Annotated in this window: 9 protein-coding genes; 4 read left to right on the top strand and 5 right to left on the bottom strand. The window is 45.5% G+C overall.

Going from position 1 to position 12530, the window contains the following annotated elements; translation table 11 throughout:
- Positions 1-19 precede the first annotated feature (19 nt).
- Positions 20-1558, bottom strand: coding sequence for a histidine ammonia-lyase (hutH, locus tag ACXAH2_RS06530; RefSeq protein WP_475077367.1), 1539 nt, complete (start codon positions 1556-1558; stop codon positions 20-22).
- A gap of 12 nt (positions 1559-1570) precedes the next feature.
- Positions 1571-3268: a urocanate hydratase gene (hutU, locus tag ACXAH2_RS06525; protein WP_475077366.1), complete on the bottom strand. Its 1698-nt coding sequence runs from the start codon at positions 3266-3268 to the stop codon at positions 1571-1573.
- A 273-nt stretch (positions 3269-3541) separates the two neighbouring features.
- Between hutU and ACXAH2_RS06520 the strand changes: the two genes are divergently transcribed.
- Entirely contained in the window at positions 3542-4927 is a 1386-nt protein-coding gene (locus tag ACXAH2_RS06520) for a formimidoylglutamate deiminase (RefSeq protein WP_475077365.1), read from the top strand.
- A 112-nt stretch (positions 4928-5039) separates the two neighbouring features.
- Here ACXAH2_RS06520 and hutC read toward each other — a convergent pair whose 3' ends face one another.
- Both hutC and ACXAH2_RS06510 read right to left on the bottom strand, forming a co-directional pair.
- On the bottom strand, positions 5040-5798 hold the full coding sequence (hutC, locus tag ACXAH2_RS06515; protein ID WP_475077364.1) for a histidine utilization repressor: 759 nt from the start codon (positions 5796-5798) through the stop codon (positions 5040-5042).
- Between the two features lie 73 nt (positions 5799-5871).
- Complete coding sequence (locus ACXAH2_RS06510; RefSeq protein ID WP_475077363.1) at positions 5872-6522, bottom strand: cytochrome b/b6 domain-containing protein; 651 nt, start codon at positions 6520-6522, stop codon at positions 5872-5874.
- Between the two features lie 110 nt (positions 6523-6632).
- On the opposite strand from ACXAH2_RS06510, the gene ACXAH2_RS06505 reads away from it, so the two are divergent.
- The 3 genes from ACXAH2_RS06505 to ACXAH2_RS06495 all read left to right on the top strand — a co-directional run bounded on the left by ACXAH2_RS06505 (position 6633) and on the right by ACXAH2_RS06495 (position 11823).
- Positions 6633-7691: an AraC family transcriptional regulator gene (locus tag ACXAH2_RS06505; RefSeq protein ID WP_475077362.1), complete on the top strand. Its 1059-nt coding sequence runs from the start codon at positions 6633-6635 to the stop codon at positions 7689-7691.
- Between the two features lie 296 nt (positions 7692-7987).
- On the top strand, positions 7988-9286 hold the full coding sequence (gene pepQ, locus ACXAH2_RS06500) for a Xaa-Pro dipeptidase (protein ID WP_475077361.1): 1299 nt from the start codon (positions 7988-7990) through the stop codon (positions 9284-9286).
- Positions 9287-9681: 395 nt separating this feature from the next.
- On the top strand, positions 9682-11823 hold the full coding sequence (locus ACXAH2_RS06495; protein WP_475077360.1) for a methyl-accepting chemotaxis protein: 2142 nt from the start codon (positions 9682-9684) through the stop codon (positions 11821-11823).
- A gap of 122 nt (positions 11824-11945) precedes the next feature.
- On the opposite strand, the gene ACXAH2_RS06490 is transcribed toward ACXAH2_RS06495, so the two are convergent.
- Positions 11946-12530 (bottom strand): sarcosine oxidase subunit gamma, encoded by a 585-nt coding sequence (locus ACXAH2_RS06490; protein ID WP_475077359.1) that lies wholly within the window; start codon positions 12528-12530, stop codon positions 11946-11948.

Below are 12530 nucleotides of genomic sequence, written 5' to 3'. Positions count from 1 at the left end.
TGACGAGCGTATCGCTCTATTAGCCGTCAAGGCTCGGCAATAAGCCAGTAGGCATCATGCTGTTGTGAGAGGCTTCTTGCAGTAGCGCATTGGCTTTCTCAATGTCCGGCGCAAAGTACCTGTCTTTGTCATAAAACGGTACTCTGGCGCGCAATGCAGCGCGGGCTTGCTCTAATGGCTCGCTGGTTTTGAGTGGCTTACGGAAGTCCAAACCTTGTACGGCAGACAAAATTTCCACCGCCAAAATACCCCGCGTGTTTTCCGCCATGTCTTTCAAACGGCGAGCCGCAAAAGTCGCCATGGAAACGTGATCTTCTTGGTTGGCCGACGTCGGCAAGCTGTCGACCGAAGCCGGATGCGCGTAGGTTTTGTTTTCGCTGGCCAAAGCCGCAGCAGTCACTTGCGCAATCATAAAGCCAGAATTAACGCCACCATTGTCTACCAAGAAAGGCGGTAATTTACTCAAATTACTGTCGATCAGTAGCGCCATACGACGCTCAGATAAACTGCCGATTTCAGCGATTGCTAAGGCCAGATTATCGGCCGCCATCGCCACGGGTTCCGCGTGGAAGTTACCACCAGAAATGATGTCGCCTTGCTCAGCAAACACCAAAGGATTGTCCGACACCGAATTGGCTTCCACACACAGAGATTTCGCTGCATTGCGGATTTGCTCCAAACACGCCCCCATCACCTGTGGCTGACAACGCAGAGAGTAAGGATCTTGCACCTTCTCACAAGCTTGGTGTGAATCCCCCAACTCACTGCTTTCGCCCAATAAATGACGATAAGCAGCGGCCGCGTCCATTTGTGTTTGATGACCACGTACTTGATGAATACGCGCATCAAATGGACTACGACTGCCCAACGCTGCTTCGACTGATAAAGCACCACAAGTGATGGCCGAAGCGAATAAGTCTTCCGCTTCAAACAAGCCTTCCAGAGCAAAAGCCGTCGACGCTTGCGTGCCATTTAGTAATGCCAAGCCTTCTTTTGGCGCTAGGGTAATGGGTGACAAACTCGCCACAGCCAGAGCCGCTTGTCCCGAGATAATTTCACCGCGATAACGGGCTTGGCCTTCGCCTAATAAAATCGTGCTCATGTGCGCCAAAGGCGCTAAGTCACCGGATGCCCCCACCGAGCCTTTCTTTGGAATACAAGGGTAGACTTCCTTGTTTATCAAGGTGATAAGCGCTTGAATCACTTCCAGACGAATACCGGAAAAACCGCGCGCTAAGCTGTTCACTTTCAGCGCTATGATGAGTTTAACCGTGCCGTCTTCCATCAGCTCACCAATGCCCGCTGCATGAGATAACACAATACTGCGCTGTAGCGCTTCGAGATCATCCGCTGCAATGCGCGTATTGGCCAACAAACCAAATCCAGTATTGATGCCATAAACCGTTCTGTCTTCGGCAATTACATCGTTTACCACTTGGGTGCTGGCGTGAATGGCTGGAATGGCGGCGTCATCAAGGGTTAAGGTTATCTGGTGGCGACGAATGTGACGTAAATCACTTAAGCTCAATTGGCCGGGGTTAATAGTCAGTTCAAACATGCTGTTTCTCTCTTAATGTGATTTATCGCCAGTGATCATCGGCAAATTCAAGTTTTGTTCATGGGCACATTCTATCGCAATGTCGTAACCCGCATCCGCATGACGCATCACACCAGTGGCTGGATCATTGGTTAATACACGGGCGATTCGCTCTGCTGCTTGGTCGCTGCCATCACACACTATCACCATGCCGGAATGTTGAGAAAAGCCCATACCGACACCACCACCATGATGCAATGACACCCAAGTCGCGCCAGAAGCGGTATTTAATAAAGCATTCAACAAAGGCCAATCGGACACGGCATCCGAGCCATCTTGCATATCTTCCGTTTCACGGTTTGGACTGGACACGGAACCTGAATCCAGATGATCACGGCCAATAACGATAGGCGCTGACAATTCCCCTGATCTCACCATCTCGTTGAAAGCCAAACCTAACTTGGCGCGCTGTCCTAGTCCAACCCAACAAATACGCGCAGGCAAACCTTGAAATTGAATACGCTCTCGTGCCATATCCAGCCAATGATGAAGATGGTCATCGTCAGCAATCAATTCTTTGACCTTAGCATCGGTTTTGTAGATATCTTCTGGGTCACCGGATAAGGCCGCCCAACGGAAAGGCCCAATTCCACGACAGAATAATGGTCGAATGTAAGCGGGCACAAAGCCTGGGAAATCAAAGGCATTGTCGACCCCTTCTTCCATCGCCATTTGACGAATGTTATTACCATAATCAAAGGTCGGAATGCCCATTTGCTGGAAAGCCAACATGGCTTTTACATGCTCTGCCATGGACTGTTTGGCGGCTTTTACCACGGCTTGAGGTTCGCTTTGTGACTTTTCACGGTAAGTTTCCCAGCTCATGCCTAGTGGTAAATAGCCATTTAGTGGATCGTGTGCGGAGGTTTGATCGGTCACCATGTCTGGGCGAACACCACGTTTTACCATTTCCGGCAATATTTCGGCGGCATTACCACACAAGGCGATGGAAATGGCTTTGCCTTCTGCTGTGTATTTCTTAATACGTGCTAGAGCATCATCCAAATCGTCTGCTTGCTCATCCACATAACGCGTGCGCAGACGGAAGTCGATACGACTTTGCTGACATTCAATGTTCAATGAACACGCCCCTGCCAAGGTCGCCGCCAATGGCTGAGCGCCTCCCATGCCGCCTAAGCCAGCGGTCAATACCCAGCGGCCAGTCAAGTCACCGTCATAATGTTGACGTCCGGCTTCCACAAAGGTTTCATAGGTGCCTTGCACTATGCCTTGGCTGCCAATGTAAATCCACGAACCTGCGGTCATTTGACCGTACATGGCCAAGCCTTTGGCGTCTAATTCGTTAAAGTGTTCCCAATTGGCCCAGTGAGGTACTAAATTCGAGTTGGCAATCAAAACACGCGGCGCATTGCTGTGAGTTTTGAACACCCCAACCGGTTTACCGGATTGCACTAAGAGGGTTTCGTCTTCTTCTAGCTGAGTCAAAGACTCGACTATCTTGTCATAACATTCCCAGTCACGCGCTGCACGGCCAATGCCGCCATACACCACTAACTCTTCTGGGTTTTCTGCAACATCTGGATCCAAATTATTCATCAACATGCGCATGGGTGCTTCCGTCAGCCAAGACTTAGCCGTGAGTTGTGTTCCTGTTGCGGCCTTTACCACGCCAGCGCGGTAACGCTTTGCTGCATTGCTTGAGTGAGACATATCAACTACCTCATGTGTGCGTTTTATTAGATACCATTTGACGGACAGCGCTTAACAAGATGTCTTCAATGGAAAATTAAATGTATATACAACTTAAAATCTAAAATAGTGTCCTATTTCGCAACATGCAAGCATTTTTTAGAAATAAATTAAAATGCACCGCTAGATAATCCAGATTGAAAACCAAGCTTGTATATACAATATAAATATAGAATACTTACTCCATTTTTCTAATCTTTGAGTTTATGCTGAGCTTTCTTAAAGGGGATGCAGATGAATACCAGCAAACAGCGTCAAACCTTCTTTGCCAAACAAGCATGGCTAACCACGGGCTGGCAGAGCAATGTGCTGTTTCAGGTTGAAGACGGCATGATTACGAAATTGGCCATCAATCAAACAGCGACCGACGAGAGTGTGGTGTTATCTGGTCCAATATTGCCTAGCATGCCGAACTTACATTCCCATGCGTTTCAGCGCGTCATGGCAGGTATGGCGGAGGTCAGTTTGAACCCCAATGACAGCTTTTGGAGCTGGCGAGACTTAATGTACAAGGTGGTGCAAAAGCTGACCCCAGAAGACACGCGAATCATCGCCACTCAGTTATACATAGACTTGCTCAAAGCAGGATACACACAGATCGCAGAATTCCATTATTTGCATCATCAGGTGGGCGGCAAGCCTTATCAAGACAAGGCCGAAATGTCGAAGCAAATGATCCAAGCCGCCAATGACGCAGGCATCGGCATAACCTTGTTACCTGTGCTCTACAGTTATTCCGGTTTTGGCGGGCAAGCAGCAAGCCACGGACAAGCCCGATTTATCCACACCACAGAGGATTACTTACAGCTCTTGGCGAATTGTGGACAAGCGTTACAAGCTGAGCCGCTGCACAAGCTGGGGGTGTGTTTTCATTCCCTGAGAGCCGTCACCAAAGTACAAATAGAAAGCGTATTGAGCTCGATAAAAAGCGAATGTCCAATTCACATTCACATCGCCGAGCAGCAAAAAGAAGTGAAAGATTGCTTAGCTTGGAGTGGCCAACGCCCAGTGCAGTGGTTGCATAATGAAATCGGCTTTGATGCCCGCTGGTGCTTAGTACATGCCACCCATTTAGATTCGCAGGAAATACAGAATATCACTCAGCAACAAGCCGTAGTCGGTTTGTGCCCAACTACAGAAGCCAATCTTGGCGATGGCATTTTTCCCGCCACGGATTTTGAACAAGCCAATGGTCGCTGGGGCATAGGCTCAGACAGCCATGTAAGTTTGTCGCTGGTGGAAGAGTTACGCACCTTGGAATATACCCAACGCTTGCGCGATCAGCAACGCAACCGACTTCATCGACCGACTCAGTCACACATTGGCGATAATCTCTATCAGCAAGCCTTACTGGGTGGCAATCAGGCTTGTCAGGTGACCATTGGCTTACAAGAAAATCATCGCGCCGACTTTATTGTGCTGGACGAAAACGCGCCATTTGTTGCCGCCAGCCTGCCAGACGACTTAATTAACCGTTGGCTATTTGCTTGCAATGACCACCTTATTAAAGACGTCTACGTGGCGGGCAATGCAATCATTAAAGACTTTCATCATGCCGAAGAAGCGCAACACAAAGCGAACTTCATTAAGGTGATCAAGAAGGTCATGTATGACGGTTAAACTACGACCAAGAGTTCATTGCGCTTAACAGACAAATTCTACGGGATTGCGATTCATACTGTCTGTTAAAAACAGACCAAGTTATCCACATTTGTTTGCAAACACCGGAAAGTTAGCGGCCAAAATGACCAAACAGCTGAAAGCGTGAGCCTGGGTGCAACAGACGAGCGACCGTCACAATATCGTCTCCAGACCAAGTGCGGCGTTTAATTTGCAAACAAGGTTCTTGTGCGGATATTTGCAGACGTTGGCACTCTTCGGCACTCGGTAAAATGGCTTCCACCAAGTGTTCCCCTTCCGTCATGGGAGCAACACTCATCAGGTATTCATAAGAAGTATGTGCGACAAAATCTTGTTGATCATACTCAGGGGCCAAACTGGCATTGACGACACGTTCTTCAATTTGAATCGGCAAATCATTCTCGTAATGCAGTACCACAGAACGGAAAATACTGTGATTGGTGCGCACCCCTAAGCTAACCGCTTCTTCAATACTGGCTTGTGCAGATTCCAATACTAAAAGCTCAGACTTGTGTTGATGACCTCGGGCGGCGATTTCTTCGGCAATGTTGTGTACTTCAAACAAAGCAGAATGGGCTTTTTTTTCTGCCACAAAGGTACCTAGCCCTTGATGTCGAACCAAAAACCCTTCCGCTGTTAACTCACGCAGAGCGCGATTGACCGTCATGCGGCTTACGCCCAAGGCTTTCACCACCTCCAATTCTGAAGGAACACGCTGGTTAACCGGCCATTCTCCAGTGGTAATTTTCTGCATAATGGCCTGCTTTAACTTGGCATAAATAGGCTGTGATGCATTGGGCAAATCATCAAAAAGATTCGCGACATTAATCCTAGTTGCTGGCTCAGACACAAAAAAATCCATTACTGCTTGAAGGTATGCAAATTATACCGTTAGTCAATCGAAACAAACAATTACCCCATACTTATAGCGGCATTAGCCATAAAGCAGACAACCAACACAGTCCCATGGTTAAGGAAAAAATAACCCCCCAACGTGGTGTATGCGCGGGTATACCGGGTTGCTTTTTGAGGCCTCGAACCATGCCTTCAATAAGACGCTCATTAAGGCGAATCTCATGATACAAGACAGCCAAAATATGAATCGCGACCAGGGCTAATAAATAGTCAGGCAATGTATGGTGAATCGACACTAAAAAGCTGGCGGTGTCTTCGGACACTAAACTATTGAAAGGGCCGAACCAGAAAATATCGTCACTGGAAAAAAGACCGCTTGCCCACTGCGCCGTCAAGGTCACTAGTAAGGCAATCACCATGAGCGCTCCCAAAGGATTGTGCCCAAGGTAATGTAAAGGCTTGCCAATGATCAAAGATTTCGCAAAGTGCCAAACCACTTTAGGGCCGCGCACAAACTGACTAAAGAGCGCATAACGAGAGCCGTAAAAACCATACAAAACTCGCGCAATCACTAGGCTAGACAATCCGTAGCCAAAGTAGAAGTGGTATTGCATATAATCCTCCTCCGCTTTGCCTGTTAGAATCAAACCCGTAAATAACACCACCAATAACCAGTGAAAAATCCTTATTGGCCAATCCCATACCAGTGTCGATTTCATTTTCATCCCCTGCCCGTTTGAAAATCGTTTTCTACTTGTAAAGTAGGTTACATAACCACTATGCTTCAAAAGTATGTTCTTATAAAGACAACCATGGCGAAGTAAGTTCAATGATGATACTGATCTTGTTAGTAATTTTAGCCCTTATTCTGGCTTTATTGATATACAGCAAACTTTTCAGTGGCCGTTTTTTCAAACGTCATCACTTATTAGTAGAAGCCGATCAGCAAGAATTAATTGAACATTTGCAGGATTTGAATAATTGGTTAAGTTGGCTACCTTGGTTACTTTTTAATAAGTCCGCAAAAGTGGAATTCGAATACGCCAACCCTTTATCTCCCTTGGCCTCTTGCTTAGTTTGGCAAGGTGATTTGATCCAATCTGGTTGTGTTTACTTAGAAGCCAGTCGCCCCAATGCGCCATATTTTCACTGCTTAATTGAAGCGCCTGCTTTCTATCCAAGCGACCTTCACTTCAATATCGATGTCACCAAGCAAAAACAAGGCACCTTGATCAGTTTCCAAATCACCGGAAAACTGCCTTTCTGGCGTCGTTGGCAACAGGCTAATTACGCCATTCGCGCTGACAAGGACGCGGAGCTGGCGATGCTATTATTACACCAGCATTTACAACACAGCACCTTATCAACGAACTTCGCAGATCAAGCTAAGCATTCGTCTGACGTAAAGATACAGACCATCTTTGATTTTTTAGGCGCTACCCAATTAACGAACCTAGATGCGGTCACTCGACCCTTTACCGTCAACCATCAACCCATGTCACAAAAAATGGATCAAGGCTTTCATGAATTGATCACCGCATTAGGGCCAGAAAATCCACCCGCAGGTCCCAGCTTCGCTCTGTACCGACAAGTTGATCTTGCTCATCACGTGTTTACTGGTAGATTAGGCATTCCCGTGCAAAATATGGTGCCATGTGAATTGTGTCCGGAGCGAATCGCACTCAAGGGCGACTATTTAACCTTACGCTATACAGGGCGTTATCAATTCTTATCTGTAGCCTGGCATGTTTTATACAGTTACATGCGTCTTAGCAAAATCAAACCCCGTCGCCATCATGAAGGTCTTGAGATATTTGAGACTGGTCCAAATCAAACCGAACAACCTAAAGATTACGTTACCAAAATTTATCTACCTGTTAAATCATAGCAGTGTTCCATCCTAAAAAAGTGATGAAAAAGCGACTCTGATGGAGTTTAGGCCTTCAACCCAGTTGAAAACATCAACCTATTCGCTTTAGTATCCAAATAGATTGCTCTTGTTATGCCTCGTTGAAATTTGCCTTGATGAGAATAAACGCCTCACAGCAAAAACAAACGCCAGAAACATAAGCTTCACCTTCCCCCTGAACGTTACGACAAGGTTCAATGGATGATTTCCCATGTCGTGTTTAAATTGTCGAATGTTGACTCATTCGCATCTTCTTTTAACGACAAGAGTTTGCTATGACTACACTATATAAAAATCACATTGCTACCTTATGTGCTCGCTACGAAGCGGCCATGCAGCATTTCGCATTAGATGCCATTGTATTAGCCTCAGGGAACAAGACGTATTACTTCCAAGACGACCACAGCCATCCTTTCCGCGCCTATTCTGGTGCTCAACAATGGCTTCCCTTTAGCCTAGGCGCCGAAACCTTCATCGTACTCAAGCTGGGGCAAAAGCCAGAATTAATTTGGCCTGTCCGTGATGATTTTTGGCACGCAACAAATTCCATTCCCGAAGGTGATTGGCAATCCTCATGGCAACTTACCCCCTGTCGAAAAACAGACAATTGGCATTTGGACTTACCCACTAAAACCGCTTGGCTTGGTCCAAACAAACTCGTATCCATTCCAATATGCGAAGGATTACAAGCCTATGTGGACTTTGATAAAGCGATAAAAACGGATTTTGAGATTCATGCCATGGAGCAAGCATCCAATGCTGCCGTAGCAGGTCATTTGGCGGCTCATCAAGGGTTTCTTGAGGGGAAAAGTGAATTGGATATTTATCTCGCCTTCTTGTCTGCTAGCCAACAATCCTCCTCACAAGAACCCTATCCTGGGATAGTGGGTTTAGATCAACATGCAGCGGTACTGCATTACGAACATAAAAGCACGCAAGCCCTTAAAAATTCTCGTACCTTGCTAATCGATGCTGGTGCCAACTGCCGCGGTTACGCCAGTGATATCACTCGCACTTACAGCCGCCATCAAGACGATTTTGCCGCACTCATTTCTGGCTTAGATGAGCTGGAACAGTCACTTTGCCAACAAGCCATCAGTGACCTTGCTTTTCGAGACTTGCATTACACCGCACTAAAAGGCATAGCCGCCTTGTTACAACAACATGATATTTGTTCTTTGAGTGTTGAAGAGCAACTTGCCAAACGCATTCCTCAAGTATTTTTACCACACGGTTTAGGCCATTTATTGGGATTGCAAGTACATGATGTGGGCGGTCATCAACAAGATAAATCGGGCACCCTGAGCCAACCCGATAGAAATGCACCTTTTTTGCGTCTTACCCGTACCTTGCAGGAAAATATGGTAATCACCATTGAACCTGGGCTGTATTTTATTCCTATGTTGTTGGAAAAAATGCAGTCCGAGATCAAGCAACATGGCTGTAATCTAAAACGTATTAAAGATTTCTTACCTTATGGCGGAATCCGCATCGAAGATAATATACAGGTCAAAAAGAATACTTCTATAAACCTCACTCGTGATGCTTTTGAGCGTAAAAATAAACTCACCTAACAACTTTAAATTGATCGGCCTGCACCTCACCAAAGAACAAATTTGGTGCAAGGCTATCAAGCTCAAAAATACGGGCAAATCGACTATAACTCATTACTTTATATTATATTTTTATTCATTTTAGATATAAAACACTGTTCCAAATTGAGCCATAAATTCAATAAAACACCAAATCAGTGCATAAAAAATAATAATTTAATCCATTAAATATTTAGAATCTACTATCATTCAGTCAAGTTTCAGTCAAAGAATCTAGATAAATGTTTAGTTACTAGCAAATAAAACTAAACTTCAATTGACACCAAACAAGTGGCAAAACTTTTGCTTTTTTCTGTCCTCCCCTTTCGCAATTACATCGAACGTAGTTGAACAAAGTGCAACGGAGCATAAAAATAATGACATTAAAAAGTAACAATATGGCGCTTTCCCCAAAAGAACGAAAATGGCTTCCTTGGTTTGGAACCAATGGCCGTTTATCTCTCTTTAAATCTTGTTATCTCAACCGACACACCTACGCAAATGTTGAAAAAACCTTTGAAGGTATTGCCAACACTCGAGTAAAACTACTCAATACTTGGGTAAATAATCAGTGGTCACAGTTAGAAGTATTATTGGAAATCATCTCTGAGAACTTTCCCAACATTGACTCGGCAGCACTGGAAGAAAGGTTCAATATCGTCGCCGACGTAAGTGAATATTTTGTCATTGATGAGCAAGGAATAGTCATCAACTCGACCGAGAAAGCTCGAATAGGCCAACAGGATCTCAATCCAAAAGCGGTTGATGAAGGGCTAAAGGACTATTTTCTACATGGGCCATATGTGGATCAAAACACATTGAAAATTGGCCCATCTAGCTCAAAGTTCCATGACGCAGTGACGCTCATGTTTTATCTGCCAATAAAGCATAATGGTCAAGCACTGGGTGCCATTTGCGCACGGGTGCCAAATGATGTCTTAGGGGACATCATTCAGCGTGAAGCGGGTCACATTTATAAAGAATCTGGTGACAATTATTTGTTTATGGTCAAACCCCATTTTGATCCGAACATTTTGCCAGGAATAGCCTTATCCAGATCACGCTTTGAAGATGACACCTTCAGTCATGGTGAAAACCTCAAAAGTGGTGTTAACACAAACTGGGGCATCGTCAAAGTACAACGACATACTGAGTTCGAGATTCGCTTTACCGACCCTGCCACTCAGCAATTGCATCCAGGTGTAAGAGAAACGATTAAGAATGGTCACAACCTTTTTGTGACCTATCCGGGTTACTCCGACTATCGTCACATTCCCGTCATAGGTAAGGGTGTAACTTTCCAACTCAAAGGCAGTCCAGATATTTGGGGCATGATGTGTGAGGGAGATTTAGAAGAAGTCTACCGACGTCGCTCCATCAATATAAAATTGATGGAAGGTTATCTTTTAGCCTCCACCTTTCCCTTACTGATTTGCTCTGCTTTACATGCCTATACTGACCTTTCTATTACCAGTGATTTAGCCATTTCATTTGCTTGTCTGCTCTTTGCTGGAATCTTGTTCAACCGCTTGGGCACGCATAAAATCAGTCGCAACATGAGCCAAATGACGGAAGTCATTCAAACCATCGCAGAAGGCGAAGGCAATCTTAAGCAACGTTTGCATGGTGAGCTGAGTAATGATGAAACAGGGGATCTTGGACGCTGGATGAACAGCTTCATCGACAATCTTGATCACACCATAGGGGAAGTCATTTCCGCCAGCAAAAATGTGAAAAACTCCAACCAATTCATGGTTCACACCAATGAAGAAGCCAAAGATGCCTCTCATTATCTGGCCAGCACTGTGGAAGACATGCTCAGCATGTTCCAGAAACAAGTGGACGAAGTGGAAAGTGCTTCTCAAACCGCCAACAACCTCAAAAATACAATGGATCAAGTGGTTGCCAACGCCAAGCAACGTTTAGAGGACGCCAAAACGGGTACACAAGAAATTCGCGACGTGGTGCGTACTTCAGCAGAATCGGTCAAATCCTTAGATCAAAAAACCAATGAAATTGCTGGTATCATCACCACCATTTCCGACATTACCAACCAGACCAACCTATTGGCCTTAAACGCTGCTATCGAAGCGGCGCGGGCAGGCGAGCATGGTCGCGGTTTCTCAGTAGTAGCCGATGAAGTACGAAGTCTGGCTGCCAAAACCGCAGACGCAGCGGAAGAAATTCAAAACATGCTCGAAGGCATACAAGCAGAAACTCGCAATGCGGTTCATTTCATGGAAAAAGGCGCAGAAAACGTCGACCGCAATCTACAAGTTAACGAACAATCTAGTAACGAAGACAACAGCCTGTATGAATTGGTGGATACTTTATTTGAGGCCATGTCGCTGCTCAATGAATCCAACAAGGAAAATGCCAATACCGCGCAAGAAATGGGAGCGGCCACAGAGCAAATGAAGCGTTCTATTGCCGCTTTACAGCGACGCTCATCGCGTGTCGGACTGTCTGCTTTAAAGCTCAATTCCTTAGTGGGTCAATTCCAAGTAAGTAAAAACTAACGCCAAAGTCAGCAATAACAATAGCCATCATCATGCTGTTGTTATTGCTGATCAAGGTTTACAAAGAATTTCGGCCAACTTTGAAGAAAGACATAAAAGCTTTTTCACTCTCTCCAAGCCATTTAAAATTCTTCCGCCGCGTCCCATAATGCATCCCACAAATGTTGCGAACTGGCTATATCACTTAATACGAAAAAACGCCCAGGTGTAGCTTCCAACGCGGCATTGATAACGATGGCATTAACTCGCGCGACAGAGGTCTGAGCAACCAGATTTTCCAAAAAAGCATGCTGACTCAAATCCACACCGCACACCTTTGCAAACATGGATTCACAATCCTCACCACGGCAAAGAAACATGGCGTGACTATGCTGACAATACAAACGGTATATGCCTTCCAGTTTGAGTGCCTGCACCTCCATATCCATTAAGCGCTCGGCATTTTGCTGAGTTTCATCCAACAACCAGAACTCTGTATTACTTAAACGCACCACTCGAATACCTGATACATCTAACAAAGAAAGGTTTGGCTTAGCTGGAACAGGCAAGTGCTCGGAAGCTAAAAAGGCTTCCACATCAGGGCCTCGAAAACCGATACGTGAGACTTGCGTGTAATCCTCTATCTTAATGCGGCTTGTTGTTGAAGACGTAGGATGGATTTGTGTTGTGCGCAGCTCAGGCTTAGCATTAACGGCAAATAAAAACAT

It is taken from the genome of Marinomonas sp. ABL3_031 (assembly GCF_056161265.1).
The sequence above is the reverse complement of the archived record's forward strand: the minus strand, read 5'-3'. Positions and strand labels throughout refer to the sequence as shown.

Coding starts and splice junctions, on each gene's coding strand:
- ACXAH2_RS06505 (WP_475077362.1), top strand. CDS start 6,633: ATGATGATACTGATCTTGTTAGTAATTTTAGCCCTTATTCTGGCTTTA.
- ACXAH2_RS06495 (WP_475077360.1), top strand. CDS start 9,682: ATGACATTAAAAAGTAACAATATGGCGCTTTCCCCAAAAGAACGAAAA.
- hutH (WP_475077367.1), bottom strand. CDS start 1,558: ATGTTTGAACTGACTATTAACCCCGGCCAATTGAGCTTAAGTGATTTA.
- pepQ (WP_475077361.1), top strand. CDS start 7,988: ATGACTACACTATATAAAAATCACATTGCTACCTTATGTGCTCGCTAC.
- ACXAH2_RS06520 (WP_475077365.1), top strand. CDS start 3,542: ATGAATACCAGCAAACAGCGTCAAACCTTCTTTGCCAAACAAGCATGG.
- ACXAH2_RS06490 (WP_475077359.1), bottom strand. CDS start 12,530: ATGTTTTTATTTGCCGTTAATGCTAAGCCTGAGCTGCGCACAACACAA.
- ACXAH2_RS06510 (WP_475077363.1), bottom strand. CDS start 6,522: ATGAAATCGACACTGGTATGGGATTGGCCAATAAGGATTTTTCACTGG.
- hutU (WP_475077366.1), bottom strand. CDS start 3,268: ATGTCTCACTCAAGCAATGCAGCAAAGCGTTACCGCGCTGGCGTGGTA.